The following is a 24,350-nucleotide window of genomic DNA, read 5'->3' on the forward strand; positions in this document are numbered from 1 at the left end:
GCACCACATTAGACATTGACGTCACCGTTGAATCCATGCGGCAACAACGAACCATACCGGCGCGTCACCCTGGACGCCCGCCAGCCGCCTGACAGAGGTCTTCCTTGCCCAGCCAACCCGGTCGTTCCACGCTCAATGTTCGCAATGCCACCCTCGACGACATCCCGCGCATCATCGCGCTTGTCGGCAAGGTCTATCCCGAGATGGGCGCTTATTCCGCCGGCATGCTGCAAGGCCAGATCAGCAATTTCTCCGACGGCCAGGTCGTGGTCGAGTATGACGGCGACATTGTCGGCTATGCGGCCAGCTTCATCATCGACGGGGACACTGCCCTGAAGCCGCATACCTGGGACGCCATCACCGGCGGGGGGTATGCCTCGCGGCATAATCCCAAGGGCGAGTGGCTCTATGGCATGGAAGTCTGTGTCGATCCCGACCGTCGTCGCCTGCGCATCGGCCAGCGTCTCTACGATGCCCGCAAGGAACTCGCCGAGCGCTATGAGCTCGAGGGCATCGTCTTTGGCGGCCGGATGCCGAACTGGCAGCGCAAGCGCAAGCAATTCCCCACCGCCAAGGCCTATCTTGATGCGGTCATGGCGCAGGAGATCGCCGATCCGGTGATCCGCTTCCAGGCTCGCATGGGCTTCGAGCCGATCGGCGTCCTCAAGGGCTATCTGCCCAGCGACAAGGCCTCCCGCGGCTGGGCCAGTCACATGGTCTGGCGCAATCCCTACGCCGTGGAACAAAAGCTCAGCGCCAATGCCCCGCCGGGCCAGAAGGACATCGTCCGGGTCGCGACGGTCCAGTTCCAGCAGCGCCGGGTCGAGAGCTTCGACGAGTTCATGAGCAATATCGAGTATTTCGTCGATGTGACCTCGGACTATCGCTGCGACTTTGTGGTCTTCCCGGAGCTGTTCACCCTGCAGCTGCTGGCGCTCGAGGAAACCCGCCTGACGCCGGCCCAGTCGATCGAGCGACTGACCGAATACACGCCGCATTTCGTCGAGAAGATGCGCGAGCTGGCGATCAGCTACAACATCAACATCATCGGCGGCTCCCACCCGACGCGGACCGAGGACGACGACATCCAGAATGTCGCCTATGTCTTCCTGCGCGACGGCTCGGTGCACGCCCAGGAAAAGATCCACCCGACCCCGTCCGAGCGTCATTGGTGGAACATTCTCGGCGGCGACGAGATCATCACCATCCCGACCGATTGCGGGCCGATCGGTGTGCTGATCTGCTATGACAGCGAATTCCCGGAACTGGCTCGCAAGCTGGTTGATGCCGGGGCAAAACTCCTCTTTGTGCCCTTCTGCACCGATAACCGGCAGGGCTATCTGCGCGTGCGCTATTGCGCCCAGGCGCGGGCGATCGAGAACCAGTGCTATGTGGTGATGTCCGGCAATGTGGGAAATCTGCCGGGTGTGGAAAACATGGACATCCAGTATGCCCAGTCCTGCATCCTGACCCCGTGCGACTTCCGCTTCGCCCGCGACGGTATTGCCGCCGAGTGTACCGAGAATGTCGAGACCGTCGCCATTGCCGACCTTGATCTCACCGATCTCGACTGGGCCCGCCAGGAGGGCACGGTCCGCAATCTGCGTGACCGCCGCTTCGATCTCTACAAGGTCGACTGGAAAGCCTGATGTCCGTCACGGTTCGCCAGGCCGGACCGCAGGATATCGACCGCATCGATGCGATCGAGGCGGCCAGCTTCAGCGCCGATCGTTTCGCGCGCCGCAATCTGCGCCGGATGCTGATCGGCGGACGAACGCTCTTCCTGCTGGCCGATGCGCCAGCGGGCGAGGGCGGTTACCTCGCCCTCAGCCTGCGCAGGGGAAGCCAGGTGGCCCGTATCTATTCGCTGGCCGTTGATCCGGGATCGCGGCGGCAGGGTCTGGGCGAGGCCCTTCTGGCCGCGGCGGCGCAACTCGCAGCGGCGCGCGCCTGTCGCGTGATGCGGCTCGAAGTGCGGGCCTCGAACGGGGCCGCGATCAAACTCTATGAACGCCGTGGATTTCGCTTGCATGACAGGCGAAATGCCTATTACGAGGACGGCGAAACAGCCTTGGTTCTGGAGGCACCAATTGGTGCCGTCTCCCGATCCGACCCGACGGAGCATGGCCGATTGTGAGCGACTGGCTCATCCTTGTTGAATACCCCAATGATCTCGCCCAGCACGAGACACCGCACAAAGTCCTGCGCATCCGCGATTACCTCGCCAATCCAGGACTGTTCACCCAGCGCCGCCCCAACATCCTCAACCTGGCCCGCTCCTATGGCTACCAGACCCAGGGCTATTACGCGTCGCTGTTCGCCGAGGCGCGTGGCCACCGCATCGCGCCGACGGCCCAGACCATGGTCGAGCTGTCGCGCAAGACGCTCTATGCCCAGGCGTTGCCCGAGCTGAATGCGGCCCTGGCGCGGGATCGCCAGGACGGCGCGGTCCTGCCGTCCACCCTCACGGTCGCTTTCGGTCGCGTCGACCAGCCCGGCCTGGCCCGCTTCGGCAAGCTGCTGTTCGACTGGTTCCGCGTTCCGGTGCTGGACGTGACGCTCAGCAAGTCCGGCCAGGCCATCGAGCGGATCCGGCCGCTGGCCCCCAATGCGCTGAAGGGCGAGGCCCGCGCTTTCTTCCTCGACGCCATGGCCCGCCATACCCAGCGCGGCTGGTCGGACCGCAAGGAGCGGGCTCCGGCGCGCTGGTCCCTGGCCGTGCTGACCGATCCGGCCGAGGCAATGCCGCCCTCCAAGCCGTCCTCGCTGAAACGCCTCGCCAGCGTGGCCGCACGGATGGGCGTCGAGGTCGCGCCGATCGGCCCGAATGATCTGGCCAGCCTGGCCGAATACGATGCGCTTTTCATCCGCATGACCACCGCGATCGACAATGTAACCTATCGCTTTGCCCGCCGTGCCGAGCAGGAGGGGATGCCGGTCATTGACGACACTGCCTCGATGATCCGCTGCACCAACAAGGTCTTCCTCAAGGAATTGCTCGAACTGGGCGGTGTCCCGGCGCCGCGCACCGAGATCATCGACGAGAACCAGTCGCTCGACGGCCTGCTCGACCGCCTCGGCACGCCGGTCGTCCTCAAGGCCCCGGACGGCTCCTTCTCGCGCTCGGTCCACAAGGTCTCGACCGAAGCCGAATTGCGCAGCCGTGCCAAACAATTGTTCGAGGATACGGCGCTGATCATCGCGCAGGAATACCTGCCGACCAGTTTCGACTGGCGCGTCGGCGTGCTCGATGGCGAGGCGTTGTTTGCCTGCCAGTACAAGATGGCGCGCGGGCATTGGCAGATCATCAAGCATCGCGATGACGGCAAGTCGCTGGAGGGCGGGTCGGCCACCTTCGATGTCGCAGACGCGCCACCCGCCGTGATCGATACAGCCCTGGCTGCCGCCCGTCTCATCGGCCGCGGCCTGTACGGGATCGATCTCAAGGAAACACCCGACGGGGTCTATGTCATCGAGATCAACGACAATCCCAATCTGGAAAGCGATGTCGAGGGGCTGGTCCTCAAGGACAGGCTCTGGGAAGCGATCATCGGCTGGTTTGCCAGGCGTCTCGAGGCGCGCATGTCGCATCCGGCTTCGCGTAGCTGACGTCTCGGCTGATCCCGCCCCCCCGCAAGAAAAAGGGCCCGGCAATCAGTTGCCGGGCCCCTTTTATTCAGACGTTTGGTGTCAGGCGCAGGGTCAGGAACCCGCATCCTGGATCACTTCGCCGGCGTCCTCGATATCCTGACCCGCGCCGCGAATGGTGTTGCAACCTGCAAGACCGAGCGCGAGGAGGGTGACTGTCAGACATGCAATGAACGTCTTCATGATTGAGCCCTTTCCGGTGCATCGCTGCCATCATGCACGAAATCGCCTTTTGCAGCAATGAAATCGGGGAAATCCGGCATCGTGCAACCCCGGGTAATGGCCGGGCGATAGCCGGGCAATAACTGCGACCGGCACACATTCCTGCGCGGCCGGGACACGCTGACAAATGTGCCTGTCCCGATTTTCCCCTAAGCTCCCTCCCACCCCTTCGGCGCAACAGCGTGCGGAGCCGGAACACGTGGGCGCGCTGGCAAGCGTCCAATGGTGAAGTTTGTGCTTGGGCGCGGGGAATGAGGTTGATTTATTGTGTCTCTCCCGGTTTCTTCCCCGGTTTCTTCCGGGGCTCGCTTGATCAAGCGATCACAGCGTGGACGTTGGCCCTCTTGATTGTGAACGGAGAGGCATATGGATGGCGCAGGGCTCCTGATTGTTGTCGTGCTGGCCTATTTCCTACCGGCGGTGATTGCGGGGCTAAGGCAGCACCATAATGCCGGGGCGATTTTCCTGACCAATCTGCTGCTGGGCTGGACCTTTCTTGGCTGGGTCATCGCGCTGGTATGGTCGGCTACGGCGACGCGCCGCTCTGATGGTGAACACCTATCCGGGCGGCGCCCGCATGGGAGGATGGGCGTTGGCATGTCGATCCCGGAGCGGCGCCCTGTTGCTCAGGAACTGCGTATTGCGCTGACGGGGGAGGATTTCGCCAATCCGAACGGTGTGGAGCGGCAATCGCTGATCGCCGGTCTGCAGGCAGGCTACACCCTGAGCCTGGCGGCCGATCCGGAGAATGTCTTTGATCCGCGTGCCGTGGCAGTGATGTCGGCAACCGGCGTGATCGGATATTTGCCGGATGACTATGAAGATGTGCGCGCTGCCATTCGCCGTGGCCGGGTCTATCCGGCGCGCGTGGCGATGATCGACCGCAAGTCCAATGGCAAGCTGGGGGTCGTGGTCGGTCTGACGCCGCCGGATTAGGGCGCGACATGGGCTTAGGCGTGGCGGGGCAAGCGAAGAAAAAGACCACACTGGCGTAAGAGAAAAACGGGCACCCGTACCCATTTCCAGATCCGGAAAAATGGGAACAGGCACCATTATCGGGCAGGTTCGGTGCGTCCGTACCAACGGAAATTGGTGCCTGTCCCCGTTAATTTAGCGCGTTAGAACGCCTTGCTCGGGCATCAGAGGAAGCGGACCCTCTGCAAGCGACGGAAACCTGGCGGGAGTTTGGAAGGTCGTTGGATCCGGTCCAGAAAACGGGATCCGGGGCAGGGCAGTGGCGGAGGGGGAGGGATTCGAACCCCCGGAACCTCGCGGCTCAACGGTTTTCAAGACCGCCGCAATCGACCACTCTGCCACCCCTCCGTCGCGTCCAATTAGCCGCGATGCCGGGCGGTGCGCAACTGGCCAGATGCAGCTTACCCTCCTTTCACTATTCTGCGCTAAGGTGCGCCTGGTAGATGGATTGCGAGCGGAGTGGACCCGTCGTGCAGACAATGCGGCTTATCCTGATCGGCCTGTCCGTGTGCCTGGTCGCGGCGTGTTCGTCGACACCGGAGCGGATGCGCTCCTTCTCCGGCAGCGGCTCGGCGAGCGTGGGCTCCAGCGGCAGCTGGGCACCGGCATCGACGTCCTCGACACGGGCCCGCGGCGCGGTTGACGCGACCGGGCTGATTGCCGCGTCCAGTGATCATCAAAAGGTCGGGCGCGCCTATACCGTGGCCGGACGGACCTATCGCCCGCAACGCAATGACCGCTATGACGAGACCGGGATCGCGTCCTGGTACGGACCCAATTTCCATGGCCGCCCGACGGCCAATGGCGAGGTCTTCGACCAGAACGCGATGACCGCCGCGCACACGACCCTGCCCATTCCCTCGATCGTCGAGGTCACCAATCTGGAAAATGGCCGCTCGGTCATCGTCCGCGTCAATGATCGCGGCCCGTTCGTCGATGACCGACTGATTGATATGAGCCGGGCGGCGGCGACGGAGCTGGATTTCATCGGCACGGGCCTGGCCCGCGTGCGCGTGCGCTATCTGGGCCCGGCCCATGAAAACGGCTCACCGCCGAACCGGGTCTATCAGGCCAATGCCGCCCCGACGCAGGTACCAACGCAGGTTCTGGCGCAGGCCGAGCCGCCAAGGATGCAGCCCGCAACCATCGAACCGACCCCGGCCTGGCAGCCGGCGAGCGCCGCGTCCGGCCAGTTCTCGCTCCAGATCGGGGCCTTTTCCGATCCCGACAATGCGCGGGCCTTTGCGCAGCGACTGGACCGGGCGGGCGAGGTCTGGGTCGAGGCCGGGGCCTCCCAGCGAGGGCAGGTCTGGCGGGTGTTTTTCGGGCGCTGGGCCGACCGCACGGCGGCGCAGGCGGCGATGGGCTCGCTGGTTGACTGGGGCGTTTACGACGCCCGGATCGTGGCCACCAACTAGACGCGCCTGACTGCCGTAATCGTGACCGCGGCGCTGGACGCCATCGTCTTGCCGCGCTTCAATGCTCCTCTCGCCTCGAAGCAGTACCGATTCCGGCCAGGGAGCGTATCGACGTGCGCGTTTTTTCAGCATTAGCCTTCACCCTTTCACTCGCGATCACGGCGCCCTTGGCGGCGCAGACCACGTATCAGACCAATGCCAGTCACGCCGTCATCCTCGACGCGGAGACCGGTGAGGTCTTCTTCTCGCTCAACGGCGAGGAGGCGATGCCGCCGGCCTCGATGAGCAAGATGATGACCGTGCTGATGCTGATCGAGGCGCTCGAGGCCGGTTCACTGTCGCTGGATGACGAATTGCCGGTCTCCGAACACGCCTGGCGCACCGGTGGCGCGGCCTCGGGCTCCTCGACCATGTTCCTCGAGGTCAATTCGCGCGCCCGGGTCGAGGACCTGCTGCGCGGGATCATCATCCAGTCTGGCAATGATGCCTGCATCGTCGTCGCCGAAGCGATCGGCGGCAGCGAGGAAGCCTTTGCCGACATGATGACCGACCGCGCCCACGAGCTCGGCCTGGCCAGCGCCAGCTTTGCCAATGCGACCGGCTGGCCCGATCCCGATCACCGCATCAGCGCGCTCGACCTGGCCCGTCTCGCCCGCATCCTGATCGAGGACCACCCCGATTATTACGGCATCTGGTCGGAGCGCGAGTTTACCTATAACGGCATTCGCCAGTTCAACCGCAATCCGCTTCTTGGCGTGTTTTCCGGGGCCGACGGTCTCAAGACCGGACACACCCAGGAGAGTGGCTATGGCCTGGTCGGGTCGGCCGAGCGCGATGGCGAGCGCCGGATCATCGTCTTCAACGGCATGGACTCCAACGCCGACCGCGCCACCGAAGCCGAGCGCATGATGCGGGCCGCGCTGAGTGATTACGGCCTGTATCGCCTGTTTGAGGCCGGCGACGCAGTCGATGCGCGAGCGGAGGTCTTCATGGGTGAGGCGGACAGTGTGGCCCTGCGCGTCGACACCGATATCACCGCCGGACTGCACCGCCGCGCCCGCCGCGATCTCAGCGTCACGGTGAATTATGACGGCCCGCTGGTCGCTCCGATTGTCGAGGGTGATGTGGTCGGCACGCTGGTCGTCGAGGCGCCGGATTACGGCCCGCGGACCTATGATCTGGTCGCCGCTGAAAGCGTGGCGGAAAAGGGCCTGATGGGCCGCATCGGGGCAGCGATCGCCCATATGCTGCGGGGCTGATCGCCATGGCGCGGGGGAAGCTGATTACGCTGGAAGGCGGTGAGGGCGCTGGCAAGACGACGCTCATCCGCGGCCTGACAAAAGCTTTGGCCGCGCGCGGGATCGACGTCGTCGTGACTCGCGAACCGGGCGGCACACCCGGCGCCGAGTTGCTGCGCGACATCCTTTTGAATGGTGACGTCCAGCGCTGGTCCTCCCGCACCGAAGCCCTGTTGATGTACGCCGCCCGCGTCGATCATGTCGAACGCCGGATCAAGCCGGCACTCGACTGCGGCGCGTGGGTGATCTGTGACCGCTTCGCCGATTCAACGCGCGCCTATCAGGGCGTTGGCGGCGGGCTGAAGGCCGAGGAGATCGAGGAGCTTCGCCATTTCGCCCTCGGTGAGTTCGGTGCCGATCTGACCCTGATCGTCGATATCGATCCGGAGGAGGGGCTTGCGCGCACCCTGGCCCGCGGTGAAAAGGCGACCCGGTTCGAGAAATTCGATTCCGGCTATCATGCCCGTCTGCGTCAGGCCTTCCTCGACATCGCAGCAGAAGAGCCGGAACGCTGCGCCGTTCTGGATGGCATGCAGCCCGCCGAGGCTGTCCTGGAAAACGCCATGGCGCTCATTGATGCGCGTCTGTCGACAGCGGCATGAGTACCGATCCGGATATCGGCTCGGACGTCCAGCCCGGCTGCCTAGCACCGCGAGAACGCTATGACCTGTTTGGCCATGACGCTGCCGAGCAGGCCTTTGCCGACGCCTGGGACAGTGGCCGCCTGCACCACGCCTGGATGATCACCGGCCCGCGCGGCGTCGGCAAGGCTAGCCTGGCCTGGCGGGCGGCGCGGCGTGTGCTCGGTGCGCGACCGATGCCGGAAGCCGGTCCGCTTGGCGCTTCGGCCCAGGATCCGGTCTGCAAACTCATTGAATCCCAGGCGACACCGGACCTGTTGCTGCTACGCCGCCCGTGGGATGACAAACGCAAGCGCTGGCGCGCCGAGATCACCGTCGAGGAAGCGCGTCGGGCGCCGCATTTCTTCGAGATGAGTTCCGGGGGCGGCGGCTGGCGGGTCTGTATCGTCGACAGTGCCGATGACATGAACAACAACGCCGCCAATGCCTTGCTCAAGACCCTTGAGGAACCCCCCAAGCGCGGCGTGCTGTTTCTGGTGACCCATACGCCGGGGCGCTTGCCGGCCACCATCCGGTCGCGCTGCCGGCGCTTGACCTTGCGGGCGTCCTCGGTCGAGGCGACAGCCGGCTGGCTGGAAGAGACGGGGTCAGCCCGCGATTCCGGTTCAGCGCTGGCCGCTTCGAAACTGGCCGGCGGCGCGCCGGGGCGGGCGCTGACCCTGATTGCCGGCGGTGGTGTTGATCTCGCGGCGGAGGTCAATCTGCTGGTTGATCGCGGCGCGGCGGCCAGCGACGCCGATATTCGCCGTCTTGCTGAACGTCTCAGCCTGAAGGGCCAGGAGGAGATGCGCGACCTTTTCTATGAAGTTCTGGCCAATGCCATTCGCGGCCAGGCCCGCGATCGCGCCGAAGCCGGACGCGACGCCACCGGCTGGCTGGACAGCTGGCGTGACCTCAACACGCTTGTCCGGGACGCCAACGCCCTCTATCTCGATCCCAGACAGACGATATTGAGCGCGCTCGGCCAGGTCCGCGATGTGGCGCGCAAGGAAAAGGCCGGCGCCTGAACATGTTGATCGACAGTCACGTCAACCTGCACGGTGAGCAATTCGCCGAGGATCTCGATGATGTCATCGAGCGTGCCCGCGCGGCCGGGGTTGGCCGGATGATCACGATCTGCTGCCAACTCACCGATTTTGAAGCGGTTTCCGCGATCGCCGAACGCCATGACGATATCTGGTGCACGATTGGCGCGCATCCCCATCACGCCAAGGATCGTCCAGACATCACGGCTGACGAACTCATTGAAATCGCTCAGCATCCCAAAGTGGTCGGGATTGGCGAGACCGGTCTGGACTTCCACTACGGCTATTCGCCGCGAGAGGACCAGTTCCGCTCGCTGACCGCCCATGTCGAGGCCGCCAGGCGCACCGATCTGCCCTTGATCCTGCATACGCGCGACGCCGACGACGCCATGGCGGATCTGCTTGAAGTGGAAATGGGGAAGGGGGCGTTTCGTCCGCTTTTGCATTGCTACACAGGCGGTTCCGGCATGGCACAGCGCGCCTCGCGGCTCGGCGCCTATTTCGCCGCGTCCGGGATCATCACCTTCAAGAAGGCCGAGGAGGTCCGCGCCGTCTTTCGTGATGACGTCGCCGACGACCGGGTCATCATCGAGACCGATTGCCCGTATCTCGCGCCAATCCCGCATCGCGGCCGTCGCTGCGAACCGGCTTTCCTGCCGGATGTTGCGCGCGGCCTGGCCGCCGTCAAAGGGTGGAGCGAGGACGAGGTCGCGGAAAAAACCACCGCCAACTTCTTCCGCCTTTTTGACCGGGTGCCGCAGCCATGACCGGGATCACCCGGCTGACGCTACTGGGAACCGGCTCCTCGGGCGGTGTGCCGCGATCAAATGGCGACTGGGGCGTTTGCGATCCGGACAATCCGCGCAATCGCCGTCGGCGCTGCTCGGCCCTGATCGAGCACGCGCGAACAGAAGCTGACCTGAGCGATGGCGAGTACGTGACCCGAGTGGTCATCGATACCTCTCCGGATTTTCGCGAGCAGATGCTGTCCGCCAAGGTTCGCCGGATCGACGGTGTGGTGATGACCCACGACCATGCCGACCAGACCCATGGCATCGACGATCTGCGTGCCTTTGCCTATCTCCAGCGCCAGCGTATCCCGGTCTGGATGGATAAGGTGACCGCCGGCTCTCTGACCCGACGCTTCGGCTACACTTTTCAGGCGCCGCCTAATTCAGGCTATCCACCGATCCTCGACCAACGTCCGATGCCGGGCTTTGGCGAGGTTGTTGATGTTGACGGCCCGGGTGGCTGTGTCGCGATCATCCCGTTTGACCAGGAACACGGTCCGATACGCTCGCTTGGTTTCCGGGTCGGTGATTTGGCGTATTCCGCCGACATCAACGGTTTGCCCGATGACAGCGCCGCGATCCTGTCGGGCGTGAAATGCTGGGTCGTCGATGCCTTGCGCGACGAACCACACCCGACGCATTTCCACCTCGACGACGCGCTCGAAGCGATCGCACGGGTTGGGCAGCCGCTCGGTGTCCTGACCAATCTCCACAACACGCTCGATTACGAGACGCTCGCCGCGCGACTGCCGGAGGGTGTCCGACCAGCCCATGACGGGATCCGGATTGAGCAGAGCGGCGACAGGATTTCCATCCTCGATTGAGGGTCGCCGACGTTTTTGTGGCCACCGGGCTCAGTTTGGGCCGGCTCGATAATCCGCTCTTGCATTTCTCATAATATTTATTATGCGCGTTATTGATGCGTGTCTGTTCGCGTGCCCCATGCGCTCCTCTTCCGCCCCCATCTCATTTTCTCCATGTAAATTCATATATATAAGAGCGATGCTTAATCGCTCACTTTACTCGGGCTTTCGTTCGCGTGGTATGAGAGGTCGGAAATGCCTTCCTGCTTTAAGTATCAATCGCCCGACGCAATCCGCGCAAATCGGATTAGGCTCGGCGCGATTCCCCGCTGGCCACATTCCGGAGCCGAGATGTCCACGCCGCCCGAAACCCTGCCCCCGATCGACCGCCTGATTGCCATCATGGCGAAGCTGCGTGATCCCGACGGAGGATGCCCGTGGGACCTGGAACAGGATTTCGCCAGCATCGCGCCCTACACGATCGAGGAAGCCTATGAAGTTGCCGATGCGATTGAGCGGAAGCGTTATGACGAGCTCAAGGACGAGCTGGGCGATCTCTTGCTCCAGGTCGTGTTTCACAGCCGCATGGCCGAGGAAGACGGATTGTTCCGTTTCGATGACGTCGCAGCGGCGATCAACGACAAGATGATCCGCCGACACCCGCACGTTTTCGGTGATCTCGCGACCCGTGATTCAGAGACGCAAACGGCGGAATGGGAAGCGATCAAGGCCCGCGAGCGCAAGGCGTCAGACAAGGGCACCAGCCTTCTGGACGATGTGCCGATCGCCCTTCCCGCGCTCAAGCGCGCCCAGAAGCTGCAAAAGCGCGCCGCCACCGTCGGCTTCGACTGGCCAACCGCGAACCATGTTCTGGCCAAGGTGGATGAGGAATTGGCTGAGGTTCGCGAGGCCATGGCGGCCGGCGATCAGGAGGCTGTCGCCGAGGAGATCGGCGATCTGATCTTCGTGTGCACCAATCTCGGTCGCAAGATGAAGATTGATGTCGAGGCCGCGACCCGCGGTGCGAATGCCAAGTTCGAACGCCGCTTCCGGCATATCGAGGACACGCTGTCAGCTCGGGGAAAAAGGCCCCAGGACACGCCACTGGACGAGATGGAAGCCCTGTGGAACGACGCCAAACGGATCGAAAAATCGACGCCGGTCTCGGGCTGATCAGAAGTCGTCTTCGTCCTCGACCTCGCCAATCCCCTGCGGGATGGCCAGTTCCGGGAATTGCGAGCGGAAGCGCCCGGCCTCGACCGGGTGCAGGCGGACCTGAAGCGTGGTCGCCCCGGTCTCGGGATTGACCTTGCTGGCCAGCACATCGCCATGAGCATGCAACCAGGCCAGCGCCCGGGCATCCTGCGGCGGAATGTGGATTTCAACCCGCTCATCCTCGGTCGAAAGCGCCCGTTCAATCGCCTCAATGAAGGTCTCGACACCCATTCCGGTAATCGCTGAGAGGGCCAGCTTTATCGGCCGGCCGGCCTTCAGATTGGCCATCTGGACGGTGATCGCGAGGTCTTCACTGTCTTCCTCGTCGAGCCGGTCGGCCTTGTTCCAGGCTTCAATCATGGCCTGGTCATGGCTGGGCCCGGCTTCAATCGCATCGAGCACGCTCTCGACATCCTGGATCCGCCCGACCCGGTCCGGATCCGAGGCGTCGATCACATGGACGAGCAGGTCGGCTTCACGCACTTCCTCGAGGGTGGCGCGGAAGGCCGCAATCAGCTCGGTCGGCAGGTCGGTGATGAACCCCACCGTGTCGGACAGCAGGATGCGGGTGCCACCAGGCAGGTCGACCGCCCTCACCGTCGGGTCCAGGGTCGCGAAAGGCATGTCCTGTGCGAACACGCCTGCCCCGGTCAACGCATTGAACAAGGTGGACTTTCCGGCGTTGGTATAGCCGACGAAGGCGACCGTCGGGAACGGTACATCCTGGCGCTGGGCACGGTGCAGGGTCCGGGTACGGCGGACCTCGTCGAGCTGGCGACGCAGCTTCGCCATCTTCTCGTTGAGGAGGCGCCGGTCGGTCTCGATCTGGGTCTCGCCGGGGCCGGCCAGGAAGCCGCGACCGCCACGCTGGCGTTCAAGGTGGGTCCAGGTCCGCACGAGCCTGGAGCGCTCATAGGCCAGGCGGGCCAGCTCGACTTGCAGCACGCCTTCCTTGGTCCGGGCGCGCTGACCGAAAATCTCAAGGATCAGACCGGTCCGGTCGATCACTTTCACATTCCAGGCTTTTTCCAGATTGCGCTGCTGGATCGGAGACAGGGCTGTATCGATGACCGCGACATTGGCCTCAAGCTCGGTGATCAGGTCACCGATTTCAGCCATCTTGCCGCGGCCGAAATAGCGTCCGCTGTCGATCTTTCGCGTTTGCAGGATGAAGGCGTCCGCGACCTCAAGATCAAGGGCTTCAGCCAGACCGGACGCTTCTTCAAGACGCGCGTCCGCACGCGCCATGTCGGCGCGGCTGGCGGGATGTATGACAAGGGCGCGCGATACCGGCGCCTCGCGCTCAATCAATCCGTGGCGCTCTCTTCCACTGCGTCGTCATCCGCCTTGTCATCCTCGAACAGGGAGACCGGAGCTGCCGGCATGATGGTCGAGATGGCGTGCTTGTAGACGAGCTGGGACAGCCCGTCGCGACGGAGCAGGACACAGAAATTGTCGAACCAGGTCACAACGCCCTGCAGCTTTACCCCGTTGACGAGGAAGATGGTCAGAGGCGTCTTCGTTTTACGCACAGAGTTCAGGAAGACATCCTGGAGGTTTTGTTTTTTATCGTGCGACATGTTGGCTCCGCAGGCGTCGCTTTGATCAGCGATTCATGCCTAGGGTATACAGGCCCTGCCTTAAGCTGCAACCACTTCATTTTGCATGGGAAGCTCGGCTTCGCGCTCAGGCCTCGGCGAGGTAGGTCTCGCGCAGGGCCCGGGCCAGCGAGCCGGGGGCGCCATTGGCTACCGTCTTGCCATCGATCGACACCACCGGGGTCACGAATGAGGTTGCCGAGGTGAGGAAAGCCTCACGCGCATCGAGCGCCTCCGCAGGGGTGAAGGCCCTCTCCTCAATTTCCAGGCCAAGTCGTTGGGCACAATCAAGAATTCGTGCCCGCGTGATGCCGTGCAGGATGCCGTTATCGGCCTGACGGGTCAGCAGTTTTCCGGCCTTGGTGACGATCCAGGCATTGGTCGAGCTGCCCTCGGTGACATATCCGTCCGCGTCAACCTGCCAGGCCTCGGCAGCGCCCGCCTCGTAAGCCGCCTGCTTGGCGAGGACATTCGGCAACAGGTTGACGGTTTTGATATCACAGCGTGCCCAGCGCTGGTCCGGCACCGTAATGACGCCAATACCGGTCTCGGCCCGCCTGTCCGCCGCTGCGAAGTCGAGCCGTTTGCAGGTCAGCACGATGGTCGGGGTGATCGCCTGTTTCGGGAAGGCATGATCGCGGCGGGCCTGGCCGCGGGAAATCTGGAGATAGACCAGCCCGTTGCTGACCCGGTTCCGCCGCAGCAATTCGCGAATGATGCGCTCGAGCGCGGGGCGCGAGCGGGGTTCCGGAATCCGCAGCTCTGCCAGCGAGCGTGACAGGCGCTGGAAATGCCCGTCGGCATCCATCAGACGTCCGTCGCGGACACTCCAGACCTCATAGACCGCATCGGCAAACTGAAAGCCGCGATCCTCGACATGGATGGCGGCGTCAGGGTGCGCACAAAAGCGGCCGTTTACATAAGCGAAGCGCATCAGCTTTCCGTCATTTCCTGAAGAAGAGAGCCCAGATGGCGGCGACGGCCGCAAGGACCTCCAGACGCCCGAGGATCATGGCTGAAATAAGGATGGGTTTGGTCTGGTCCGGCAATTGGTTCCAGCTCGTCAGCGGTTGCGACTGGTTGAGCATGGGACCGATATTGGCGAGGGCCGATGTCATGGCAATGAAGGCCGTTTCGAAGTCGAGGCCGGCGCCCGTCAGCGCCATCGTCCCGAGCCCGATCGCCGCCACGAAGGCCAGCACATAGGACCAGATACCGACCAAGGCCCCCTCGTGAACCCGGCGCCCCCGGAAGGTCACCGGGACCATGCTGCGGGGGTCCGACAGGACAGCAAGTTCGGCCCCCATCCGCTTCCACAATAGCAGGATGCGCGAGACCTTGATGCCGCCGGTCGTCGACGCTGCCGAACCGCCGATCAGGGCGACAAAAATCGAGGCGGCCAGAGCGGGGATCACCCCGCCACCGGCGGAAAATCCGCTGGTCGACACGATGAAGGCCGCGTCCATGAGGTCGGAGAACGGGGTGCCGGGGCGCGCCAGGATGAAGAAGCCGCCAAGCCCGATCACCAGCGCGCCGATCCCGAGAATGTCGGGATCCCGCAGCACGGAGCGGTCACGGATGACATCCCAGAACAGGGCGATATTGAGTGATCCGACGAGACAGCCGATCACGATCCAGCCGGTCGAGACCGGGCCTATAGTCGCCAGCAGACCGCCGTCGGTGACCGTGTAACCGCTGGTCGAAATCGCACTCATGGCCAGCACAGTGGATGCAAACAAGCCGTTGCCAGCGAACAGCAGGCCGAGCCAGATCACCGAGGTCATGACGGCATAGATCATGCCGACACGGCGCGCCGCGACCGGAAGGTGCGAGAACACGTCGTCGGACCGAAGGGTCAGGAGAGCGGACTTGCGGATCGCGGGCACATCCCGGTCGAGGGCTGCGAAGATGCCGATGGCAAGCAGAAGCGTCGCATAGCCCCCGAGCCAGGCGAGGATCGCCCGCCAGAAGATCAGCGAGCGCGGCAGGTCATCGGCCGGCAGCAGGGTCGCACCGGTTGTGGTGACCGCGGAATAAGCCTCGAACACGGCGTCCAGGGGATCGAAATACCCGGTCAGCCAGAACGGTAGCGCGGCCATCGCGGGCGCCGTGATCCAGGACAGGAGGGCCAGTCCCAGCGCGTCCAGAGCACTCGCCTTCGAGCGCATGCCGCGGGTCGCGGCGAGGATGAAGACACCCGGGATGAAGGCAATCAGTGCTGTGGTCGCAAACAGTGGTGCCAGATGCGGCTCGCCGATGGCGACCGCAACGAAGGCCGCAAACAGCGCTACGCCGGCCAGGAGAACCCAGAGCGCACCCAGCGGCCGGAGGAAGGCGACAGGCGTCATCGATCAGAAATATTCGAGGCTGACGCGGAAGAGGTGCTCGACCTTGGGGATCAGCGCGGTGTTGCAGAACAGCAGAACGCGATCATTCTCGCGGATCCGGCCGTCATCACAGGGCAGGATGACCTTGTCCCCGCGAACCACGGCGCCGAGCGCCACACCATCGGGCAATTCCAGCTCGTCCAGCGTCTTGCCGACCAGCGGCGAGGTCGACAGCGCGACGCCTTCCAGCGCTTCCGCCTGCCCGCCGCCCAGACTTTGCAGCCCGGTAATGCGTCCGCGGCGGATATGCTGGAGGATGGTCGAAACCGTGGTCGCCCGCGGATCAATCAGGACGTCGATACCGAGCGCGTCGCGCAGGTTTTCGAAGGCCCGGTCATTGATCAGCGACAGGGCGCGCTCGGCCCCTTCCCGCTTGGCCATGACCGCAGACAGCATGTTGACCTTGTCGTCATTGGTCACACAGACCACGAGCTCGGCCTCGCTGACGCCGGCTTCACGCATCAGCTTGGCATCAAGCCCGTCACCGTGCAGGACAACGGTCTTCTTCAGGCTCTCGGCTGCCGCTTCGGCCCGCGACTTGTCGGCTTCGATCAGGCGGACCTTGACCCCGCCGGCGCGTTCCAGCGCCCGGGCGACATAGACGCCGATATTGCCGGCCCCGACCACCACCACACGGCGGATCTGTTCCGAGCTGCGTCCGAAGATATCGAGGATGCGACGGACCTGGCGGCTTTCGGTGACGACATAGACGTCATCCCCGGCGAGCAGCGGGTCATGTAGTTTGGGAATGAAAAGCGTTTGTTCGCGCTGCACCCCGACCACGGCCAGACGCAGGTCCGGGAAGAGCTCCATTACCTGCTCGGTCGTGGAGCCGGCCACCGGCGAGTTCTCGTCCAGGCGCAGGCCGAGCAGCTGCACCCGTCCGCCGGAGAAGACCGCGGTGTTGAATGCGCCCGGTGTTTCCACCCGCTGGAGAATGGCCCGACCGACCTCGAGCTCGGGCGAAATCACCACATCAACCGGCATGTTGCCGGTCGAGAACAGGTCGCCCCAGGCCGGGTCGAGATAGTTCTGGGCCCGAACCCGCGCGATCCGCATCGGCGTGTGGAAGAGCGAGTGGGCGACCTGGCAGGCCACCATGTTGGTCTCGTCCGAGTGCGTCACCGCAACGATCAGGTCAGCCTGCCGCGCGCCGGCCCGTTCGAGCACATCAGGGTGCGAGCCGTGGCCGACAACACCCTGCACGTCCAGATCGGTGACGACATTGTCGACCAGCTCGGTCGACCAGTCGACGACGGTCACCGCATTTCCCTCGCGGGCAAGGGCGCGGGCAATCCCGACGCCAACCTGCCCTGCTCCGCAGACAATCGCTTTCATGTCAGATCCATCCGTTCGGCGCTAGGCCGCGCCTTCGCGTTGCACGCTGCCAACCCCGAGCGATTTGAGTTTCCGATGCAAGGCCGAGCGCTCCATGCCGATGAAGGCTGCCGTGCGTGAAATATTGCCGCCAAAGCGGTCGATCTGGGCCTTGAGATACTCGCGCTCGAAATTCTCCCGCGCTTCGCGCAGAGACAAGGCGATCATCTTCTCCGCGTCAAACCCGACATCCTGGTTCTCGCGCGTCACGACTTCCGAGGGCAGCGAGTCGAGGGTGATCGGCTCATCCAGCGAGCCGGTCGCCAAAATGAGGAGCCGCTCGATATTATTGCGCAACTGACGCACATTGCCCGGCCAGCCATGCGCCTGCAGGGCTGCCATCACGTCATCGCCGAAGCGCCGTCGCGGAAGCCCGGCCGACGCTGTCAGCCGATCGACAAAGTGCGCGACCAGCGAGGGAATATCCTCGCGGCGGTCGGCCAGCGGCGGGACCTGGACCGGGACAACCGCGAGGCGGTGATAGAGGTCCTCGCGGAACAGCCCGCCCTGGATCCGACCGGCAAGGTCCTGAGCGGTCGAGGAGATGACGCGCACATTGACCTGAACGTCGGCGGCGCCGCCGATCCGCCGGAACCGTTGCTCGACCAGCAGGCGCAGCAGCTTGGTCTGCGTGTCCTTGGGCATATCAGCGATTTCGTCGAGATAGAGCGTGCCGCCATGCGCGCGTTCGAGCAGGCCGACATGCTTGACGCTGCCATCCTCGTTCTCGCGCCCGAACAACTCTTCCTCGACGCCTTCCGGCGACATGCCCGGCGCACTGACGGCAACGAAGTCCGACTGCGCCCGGGGCGAGCTCTCATGGATCAGCCGGGCGACCAGCTCCTTGCCGGCGCCCGACGGGCCGCGGATCAGGACCCGACTATTGGTCGGTGCGACGCGGTCGATCAACTGGCGCACCTGGGTGATACCGCTGGACTCGCCGATCAGCGAAGCCTGGCCATCACCCCGCGCGCGCAATTGCGCGTTTTCCTGACGAAGGCGGCTGGTTTCCAGCGCCCGCGTCACCGTCAGCAACAGCTTGTCGCTCTTGAACGGCTTCTCGAGGAAGTCATACGCCCCCTTGCGGATTGCCGCGACCGCCGTCTCGATCGTGCCATGTCCGGAGATCACAATGACCGGCATGTTGGCATCAATCGAGCGGAACTCGTCGAGCAGCTCGATCCCGTCCAACCGGCTGCCCTGCAGCCAGACGTCGAGGATGACCAGCGACGGCTTGCGCGCGCGGATTTCGGCCAAGGCCCCGTCTGCATCCGCAGCCTCCCGGGTCTCATAGCCGTCGTCTTCGAGCAGGCCGCCGATCAGTTCACGGATATCCGCCTCATCATCCACGATCAGTATGTCGCGAGCCATGGATCAGGCCTCCTGTACGTTTTGAAGTTCTTGTTCCGGCGTTTCCGCCAGCGGGAAGATCAAGCGCACGACCGCCCCCGGCCCGCTCGCTGGCAGGTCAAGTTCGAGCCGTCCCTTGTGGTCTTCCATCACGCGCTTGACGATCGCCAGGCCCAGCCCGGTCCCTTTCTCGCGCGTGGTCATGTAGGGCTCTGTCAGACGTTCACGGTTCGGCGTTGGCCAGCCAAGCCCGTTATCGGTGACTTCAATCACGGCGAAACCGTCCTGCTCGGTCAGCTCGACCGCGATGGTGCCGGGTGCGCCATCCTTCTCCATCCGCGCGTCGACGCTCTCCGACGCATTCTTGAGAATATTCGCGAGCGCCTGCCCGGACAGGCGCGAGTCGCACAATCCCAGAACCGGCCTGGACGGCTTGTCGAAGGTGACATCGATCGAGGGCGAGGCCACCCGCCGCGCGAAGACGGCGGACTTGGTCAGCTCGCCCAGCTCGACCTCCTCGACCTTGGGCTGGGGCATGCGCGCGAAGGAGGAGAACTCATCGACCATGCGGCCGATGTCACTGACCTGCCGGATAATGGTCTCGGTACAGCGGTCGAAGGTTTCCAGATCGCTCTGGATCTCGGCGCGATACTTCCGCTTGATCCGCTCGGCCGAGAGCTGGATCGGGGTCAGCGGATTCTTGATCTCGTGGGCGATCCGGCGCGCGACCTCGCGCCAGGCTGCATTCCGCTGGGCGGTGACGAGACGGGTGACATCATCGAAGGTGATGACCAGCCCGGCCTCCTCGTCCATCGAGGCACGCGCGGTGATATGGCGGATCTGCTCGTCCGGTGTTTCCAGGTCAATCTGCGCTTCTGCGACCACCCCCGGTCGGCGCCGCGCATCCAGCACAAGATCGGTCAGGGCGGGTGAGATGTCCTCAAGGCGCGTGCCGATCTGGTCATCCGAGCCGGGCGACAGCATGCCGATCGCCGAGCGGTTGATCAGCGTTACCTTGTTGTCCTTGTCGAGGCCAATCACCCCGGCGCGGACACCGGCCAGAATGGCTTCGATAAAGGCGCGGCGCTGCTCGCTCTCGGCGTGACTCTCTATCAATTCGCGGCGCTGGCTGCGAAGCTGACGGGTCATCCGGTTGAAGGCCCGCGCCAGGGCCGCGATTTCGTCATCATCGCGGCCCATCTGGACACGCGCTTCCAGATCACCGCGACGCACCCGTTCGGCGGCTGCAACCAGCCGTGAAATCGGGGTCACAACGCGGGTCGCGGCACTCAGGCCGAGCCAGACCGAGCCGATCAGGATCAGCGCGGCAACCTCGAAATAGAGCAGGAAGAAGGTTTGCCGGATCGTGCTTTCCTGTTCGTCAGCCCGGCGCAGCGCCACCCGCGCTTCCTCCATCTGGCGGAACAGGTCCACATTCATCGGGATCGAGACGTAGAGATAGGCGTCCTCATACCCTTCCAGCTGGTGCAGCAGGCGGACGACATCGGTGCCGACCGGGGTGAACTCCGGCGTCGAGACGGCCACACCGCCCTCGCCGGCCAGTTCGTAGAGCCGCGTGGACGGCGCAACATAAGGCTCGTTTTCCTGAAACCGTGTCCGCGCCAGCAAATTGCCGCGACCATCGACGATATAGGCCGCAGAGAAACGCTGTTCGGCGGCGAGCGAGCTCAGCCCCCAGACATACTGGATCCGGCTGGAACTGAAGGCCTCGACCGCGTCGGGCTGATTGAGCGCTTCAGCCATGGCGCTCAGCTTGTAGCCGGCCTCGCTGGTCTCACGCTCGTAAATCTCGCGCGCCACGGTCGCAGTGCCGTCGACAACTGTGGCAATGCGCTCACCAAACCAGTAATCGACCCCGCGATTGAGGACGGCGCCCAGAAACAGCGCCGCCAGAACCGCCGGCGCCGCTGCCGCAAGCGAGAACAGGGCCACAAAGCGCAGATGCAGTCGCGGGGTCGGCTCGCCAAAGCGGCGCGCCCGTACCCGCCGGATAAAACGGACCACCACAACGCAGCCCAACCCGAAAATGAGAACAGCATTGCCGATCAGGAGCGCGGTCGCTGACCGGTCGCTCAGCCGCATCAAACCGTTGTCACCAAGCAGTCCGGTAGCAGCGACGGTGAGGAAGATGGCAGATGTGACAAAGCCAATGCCGAACAAGGCGGCAGATCGCGGCGAGATATTGCGGATCAGTGGCTTCGTGGCAGTGGTCGGCAAGTGTGAGCTCACGTGTTGCAGATGCGCATCATTACTCCGTTGTTGCGCCCAATCAACACCCGTGATGCAGAGGTCACATATCGCGCGTTTCCTCGCCCAGCTCCGCAAGCCGGCGCGCCAGCGTATTGCGGTTCAAACCCAGCATTTCGGCCGCTCTTGAGCGGTTTCCACCACAGCGGTCGAGGGCTTGGCTGAACAGGGCCCGATCAACCGCGTCGATGGCAACGGTCCGGGCGTTGTCGCGACTCAGGGAAAGCGCCGCGATCGCATTGGCGTGGACGTCGAGGTCCTCGCGCGCATCACCGGCGTCAGCCGTGAAGGCCGAGAGCACGTCTTCTAGGCCGGCAACACGGCCGCGAGTTGCCAGCGACAGGCGCGACAGGACAGAGCGCAATTCGACCACATTGCCGGTCCAGGCCGAGCCCTGGAGATACTGGATCGCGTCCTTCGAGAGGCGCACCACCTCCTGCTTGTCGCGGCGCGCGAACTGGCCGAGGAAGGTTTCACACAGAGCCGGGATGTCACTGCGGCGTTCACGCAGTGGCGGGACCGAGATCACGCATTCCGACAGACGCGCCACCAGCCGGCTATCCAGGCCCGCGTCCGGCGAATGCGAGGCCGTGGCGATCACGCGACCGATACCGGCATCAAGCGCGTCGCGTGCCGCCCTTTGCTGTTCGGCATTCCACTCTTCCAGTCGCAGCCAGACCACCTGGCGGGCCGCCTGCGTCGAGCGGAACACGTCAGACGCCGGATTGGAGGGGGTGACGACAATCGCGTCGTCCGAGGCGATCCCGCGGGCCCGCAGCAGGGCTTCGGCCGCCTGTCGCTTGCCGACGCCCGGTTCGCCAGTGATCATGACATGGGCCTGGCTCGTCGCGGCCCGGGCAATCGCCTTGAAGGCGGACTGCATGGCCGCCGATTGACCGATAAAGCCGGTTGGCTCCTCCGCCGGCCTGGTCCGGCCGGCCTTGGTCTCCTCGCCCAGCGCTGCCGCGACGGCGGCGATCATATCATCGAGGTCGAAGGGTTTGGGCAGATACTCGAACACCCCGCCCTTGGCCGCACTGATCGCCGTCGAGGCCGTCGCCTGCGCGCTCATCACGATGACCGGCAATTGCGGGCGCAGGCGCGAGACGAGGCCGAGATTTTCGAGGAAATTCGTCCCGTCCAGCAGGACGTCCGCGAGCAGGAGGTCGCCCTCGCCATTGCGGATCCAGTTCAGCGCCGTGTCCGGCGATGCGGTCGCCCGGACCTGGTAGCCGGCAGACCCGAGCGCGCGCGACAGGATCAGCTTGAGACTGTCATCATCTTCCAAAAGCAGGATGCGAGCGGTCACGGCAGGTCCCTCTTGGCTATCGGCAGGCGGATATTGAAAACGGTTCGACCCGGATGGCTCTCGAAATCGATCTGCCCGTCGTGCAGGGCAGCAATCCGGGCCGCAAACGCCAGGCCGAGCCCCTCGCCGGCAGGCTTGGTGGTCACGAAGGGAGTGAAGATACCCGATCCGAGCGTTTCGGGAATGCCCGGTCCATTGTCGCGGACCGACAGGACGAGCGGGGTCGGATTGCCCCCGGTACGGCTTTTCGGCCCGGCATCGAAGCGCGTCTCGATGACGATTTCAGCGGCCGGGTCCGAGCGAACGGCGTCGAGCGCATTTTGCAGCAGGTTGAGAACGACCTGCATCAACAGGTCCGGATCGCCCTTGATGGTCGGCAGGGAGGGGTCAAAATTCTCGCGCAGCACACCCCTCGTGGCGGCATCGGCGCGGTGCAGGCTGTCCATCGCGTTGACAGCCAGCAGGTTGAGATTGATCTCGGATTGCACGCCAAGCTGGATATCCCCGACCCGGCTCCAGTGATCGGCCAGGCGGGTGATCCGGTCGACATCCTGGATGATCAGCCGGGCCAGGTCGCGCGCGCCCTCGATCCCGGTCTCACGCCGGATCAGCTGGGCAGCGCCGCGGACGCTGGCCAGCGGATTCTTGAGCTCGTGCGCCAGCATGCGACCAAAACCCAGCGCCGGCGCTTCGGACGCCTTGGCCCCCATTTCCTGATGCGGCAGCACCGAGAGAACCAGCTGGCCGTGCTCCTCAGACCAGCGGGCATGAACATCGAAGGGCCCGCCGCCGCCGAGCATGCGTCCAAGAGCGACAACGGTACGTTGGCTGCCGCACGCCTGCTCGATGATATCGGCCAGCTGGGCGCAGGTTGCCGACAGGGTGTCGAACCGGCCCTTGCCCATATGGCGCATGGACAGGCCAAGCCATTCCTCGGCCTGGGTATTGGCCCAGACGCAGCGGGCCGCACCGGAGAAGACGAGAATCGGGATCGCGGCCTGGTCGGCGGCCAGGGAGGCGGCCAGGGAGGCGGCGCCGGGCGCCGCTGCGGGGCTCATGCGACCGCACGTCCGTCAAGCTGGCGCAGGCCATCGAGCGCCGCGTGAATATCCGCCGGCCGCTCGGACCGGCACAGGCTGGCGCGCTGGGCGCGGACCCAGTCGGCATCCCCGGCGCCGCACTCGACGTCGCAGAAGCTGGCAAAATGTTTGCGGATCATGCGGATACCGAGATTTTCGCCATAATGCAGAAGGCTGTCCTCGAACTGGGCGGCGAGCGCGTCGATCTTGTCGGACCAGGGCGTTTCCACTGCGGCCTGGCCAAGCAGTTCGCGGCCGACCTCGCCGAGGAGCCAGGGGCGTCCCTGCGCGGCGCGCCCGATCATCACGGCGGCAGCGCCGGACTTTTCCAGCGCGCTGCGGGCGTCGGCAGTGGTGTGGATATCGCCATTGACGATGACCGGCAGATCAACCGCCTCGACGACGGCGCGAACGGCCGACCAGTCGGCCTGACCCTTGTAGAATTGCTGGCGGGTCCGGCCGTGCACCGTGATCAGCTGGACGCCGGCATCGCGGGCCCGGCGGGCGAGGTCAGGTGCGTTGAGACTGTCATGGTCCCAGCCCAGCCGCATCTTCAGGGTGACCGGGCGGCTGGTCGCCCCGACAGTCGCTTCGATCAGGGTCAGGGCATGGTCGAGATCACGCATCAGGGCCGAGCCGGACAGTCCCTTGGTGACCTGGCGGGCCGGACATCCCATATTGATATCAATGACCTGCGCCCCGGCATCCTCGGCGATCCGGGCCCCTTCGGACATCCAGTGGGCCTCGCGGCCGGCGAGCTGGATGACGCAGGGCTGCAACGAGGCATCGAGCGCGGCCTTGCGGACCATGTCGCGGCGACCGGCGGCCAGGGCGTCGGAGGCGACCATTTCAGACACCACCATGCCAGCCCCGAAACGCTGCGCCTGGCGACGAAACGGCAGATCCGTCACCCCGGACATCGGCGCCAGGATGGTCGGGATTTCAA

Annotated in this window: 22 protein-coding genes and 1 tRNA gene; 11 read left to right on the plus strand and 12 right to left on the minus strand. The window is 64.5% G+C overall.

The features are described from left to right. Window positions 1-104: 104 nt before the first annotated feature. The 3 genes from AAA969_RS06785 to AAA969_RS06795 are packed head-to-tail and all read left to right on the plus strand — an operon-like array spanning window position 105 to window position 3,609. Complete coding sequence (locus tag AAA969_RS06785; protein ID WP_338244940.1) at window positions 105-1,649, plus strand: bifunctional GNAT family N-acetyltransferase/carbon-nitrogen hydrolase family protein; 1,545 nt, start codon at window positions 105-107, stop codon at window positions 1,647-1,649. Continuing rightward, window positions 1,649-2,137, plus strand: a complete 489-nt coding sequence (locus AAA969_RS06790) for a GNAT family N-acetyltransferase (protein ID WP_338244942.1) — start codon at window positions 1,649-1,651, stop codon at window positions 2,135-2,137. The genes AAA969_RS06785 and AAA969_RS06790 overlap by 1 nt, the downstream gene beginning before the upstream one ends. After that, window positions 2,134-3,609, plus strand: coding sequence for a RimK family protein (locus AAA969_RS06795; RefSeq protein ID WP_338244944.1), 1,476 nt, complete (start codon window positions 2,134-2,136; stop codon window positions 3,607-3,609). Before AAA969_RS06790 ends, AAA969_RS06795 begins: the two co-directional genes overlap by 4 nt. 93 nt (window positions 3,610-3,702) lie before the next feature. Here the strand turns inward: AAA969_RS06795 and AAA969_RS06800 are convergent, their stop codons facing one another. Then, window positions 3,703-3,831 carry an entericidin A/B family lipoprotein gene (locus AAA969_RS06800; RefSeq protein WP_338244946.1) on the minus strand — a complete coding sequence of 43 codons (129 nt, stop codon included), beginning with the start codon at window positions 3,829-3,831 and terminating at the stop codon, window positions 3,703-3,705. 405 nt (window positions 3,832-4,236) lie between these two features. On the opposite strand from AAA969_RS06800, the gene AAA969_RS06805 reads away from it, so the two are divergent. Further along, the gene (locus AAA969_RS06805) at window positions 4,237-4,806 is read left to right on the plus strand and encodes a superinfection immunity protein (RefSeq protein WP_338244948.1); all 570 of its coding nucleotides are present in this window, start codon (window positions 4,237-4,239) and stop codon (window positions 4,804-4,806) included. A 299-nt stretch (window positions 4,807-5,105) separates the two neighbouring features. On the opposite strand, the gene AAA969_RS06810 is transcribed toward AAA969_RS06805, so the two are convergent. Continuing rightward, a tRNA-Ser gene (locus AAA969_RS06810) sits at window positions 5,106-5,193 on the minus strand. A 131-nt stretch (window positions 5,194-5,324) separates the two neighbouring features. Between AAA969_RS06810 and AAA969_RS06815 the strand changes: the two genes are divergently transcribed. The 7 genes from AAA969_RS06815 (at window position 5,325) to mazG (ending at window position 11,994) form a co-directional block, all read left to right on the plus strand. After that, a complete protein-coding gene (locus AAA969_RS06815; RefSeq protein ID WP_338247225.1) occupies window positions 5,325-6,263 on the plus strand; it encodes a septal ring lytic transglycosylase RlpA family protein in 939 nt (312 codons plus the stop codon). 113 nt (window positions 6,264-6,376) lie between these two features. After that, window positions 6,377-7,522 (plus strand): D-alanyl-D-alanine carboxypeptidase family protein, encoded by a 1,146-nt coding sequence (locus AAA969_RS06820; protein ID WP_338244950.1) that lies wholly within the window; start codon window positions 6,377-6,379, stop codon window positions 7,520-7,522. A 5-nt stretch (window positions 7,523-7,527) separates the two neighbouring features. Next, window positions 7,528-8,163 (plus strand): dTMP kinase, encoded by a 636-nt coding sequence (gene tmk, locus AAA969_RS06825; protein WP_338244955.1) that lies wholly within the window; start codon window positions 7,528-7,530, stop codon window positions 8,161-8,163. Then, window positions 8,160-9,209: a DNA polymerase III subunit delta' gene (locus tag AAA969_RS06830; RefSeq protein WP_338244957.1), complete on the plus strand. Its 1,050-nt coding sequence runs from the start codon at window positions 8,160-8,162 to the stop codon at window positions 9,207-9,209. The genes tmk and AAA969_RS06830 overlap by 4 nt, the downstream gene beginning before the upstream one ends. A 2-nt stretch (window positions 9,210-9,211) precedes the next feature. Next, window positions 9,212-9,994, plus strand: coding sequence for a TatD family hydrolase (locus tag AAA969_RS06835; RefSeq protein ID WP_338244959.1), 783 nt, complete (start codon window positions 9,212-9,214; stop codon window positions 9,992-9,994). Continuing rightward, entirely contained in the window at window positions 9,991-10,842 is an 852-nt protein-coding gene (locus AAA969_RS06840; protein WP_338244961.1) for an MBL fold metallo-hydrolase, read from the plus strand. The genes AAA969_RS06835 and AAA969_RS06840 overlap by 4 nt, the downstream gene beginning before the upstream one ends. A gap of 330 nt (window positions 10,843-11,172) precedes the next feature. Further along, window positions 11,173-11,994 carry a nucleoside triphosphate pyrophosphohydrolase gene (gene mazG, locus AAA969_RS06845; RefSeq protein ID WP_338244963.1) on the plus strand — a complete coding sequence of 274 codons (822 nt, stop codon included), beginning with the start codon at window positions 11,173-11,175 and terminating at the stop codon, window positions 11,992-11,994. On the opposite strand, the gene hflX is transcribed toward mazG, so the two are convergent. The 10 genes from hflX to dusB form a co-directional block, all read right to left on the minus strand. Next, window positions 11,995-13,347 carry a GTPase HflX gene (hflX, locus tag AAA969_RS06850; RefSeq protein WP_338244965.1) on the minus strand — a complete coding sequence of 451 codons (1,353 nt, stop codon included), beginning with the start codon at window positions 13,345-13,347 and terminating at the stop codon, window positions 11,995-11,997. Beyond that, window positions 13,344-13,616 carry an RNA chaperone Hfq gene (gene hfq, locus AAA969_RS06855; RefSeq protein ID WP_338244967.1) on the minus strand — a complete coding sequence of 91 codons (273 nt, stop codon included), beginning with the start codon at window positions 13,614-13,616 and terminating at the stop codon, window positions 13,344-13,346. The genes hflX and hfq overlap by 4 nt, the downstream gene beginning before the upstream one ends. Before the next feature lie 106 nt (window positions 13,617-13,722). Beyond that, window positions 13,723-14,571 carry a D-amino-acid transaminase gene (locus AAA969_RS06860; RefSeq protein WP_425325040.1) on the minus strand — a complete coding sequence of 283 codons (849 nt, stop codon included), beginning with the start codon at window positions 14,569-14,571 and terminating at the stop codon, window positions 13,723-13,725. A gap of 7 nt (window positions 14,572-14,578) precedes the next feature. Beyond that, window positions 14,579-15,982, minus strand: a complete 1,404-nt coding sequence (locus AAA969_RS06865; protein WP_338244970.1) for a TrkH family potassium uptake protein — start codon at window positions 15,980-15,982, stop codon at window positions 14,579-14,581. Window positions 15,983-15,985: 3 nt separating this feature from the next. After that, window positions 15,986-17,359, minus strand: coding sequence for a Trk system potassium transporter TrkA (gene trkA / locus AAA969_RS06870; protein WP_338244972.1), 1,374 nt, complete (start codon window positions 17,357-17,359; stop codon window positions 15,986-15,988). Window positions 17,360-17,380: 21 nt separating this feature from the next. Continuing rightward, the gene (locus AAA969_RS06875; RefSeq protein ID WP_338244974.1) at window positions 17,381-18,769 is read right to left on the minus strand and encodes a sigma-54-dependent transcriptional regulator; all 1,389 of its coding nucleotides are present in this window, start codon (window positions 18,767-18,769) and stop codon (window positions 17,381-17,383) included. Window positions 18,770-18,772: 3 nt separating this feature from the next. After that, on the minus strand, window positions 18,773-20,986 hold the full coding sequence (locus AAA969_RS06880) for a PAS domain-containing sensor histidine kinase (protein WP_338244976.1): 2,214 nt from the start codon (window positions 20,984-20,986) through the stop codon (window positions 18,773-18,775). A 73-nt stretch (window positions 20,987-21,059) separates the two neighbouring features. Then, window positions 21,060-22,325, minus strand: a complete 1,266-nt coding sequence (locus tag AAA969_RS06885; RefSeq protein WP_338244978.1) for a sigma-54-dependent transcriptional regulator — start codon at window positions 22,323-22,325, stop codon at window positions 21,060-21,062. Next, window positions 22,322-23,383, minus strand: coding sequence for a two-component system sensor histidine kinase NtrB (locus AAA969_RS06890; RefSeq protein WP_338244980.1), 1,062 nt, complete (start codon window positions 23,381-23,383; stop codon window positions 22,322-22,324). Before AAA969_RS06890 ends, AAA969_RS06885 begins: the two co-directional genes overlap by 4 nt. Then, window positions 23,380-24,324, minus strand: a complete 945-nt coding sequence (dusB, locus tag AAA969_RS06895) for a tRNA dihydrouridine synthase DusB (RefSeq protein ID WP_425325041.1) — start codon at window positions 24,322-24,324, stop codon at window positions 23,380-23,382. Before dusB ends, AAA969_RS06890 begins: the two co-directional genes overlap by 4 nt. Between the last annotated feature and the right edge of the window lie 26 nt (window positions 24,325-24,350).

The organism is Maricaulis maris (assembly GCF_036322705.1).
Classification (GTDB): Bacteria; Pseudomonadota; Alphaproteobacteria; order Caulobacterales; family Maricaulaceae; genus Maricaulis; species Maricaulis maris_B.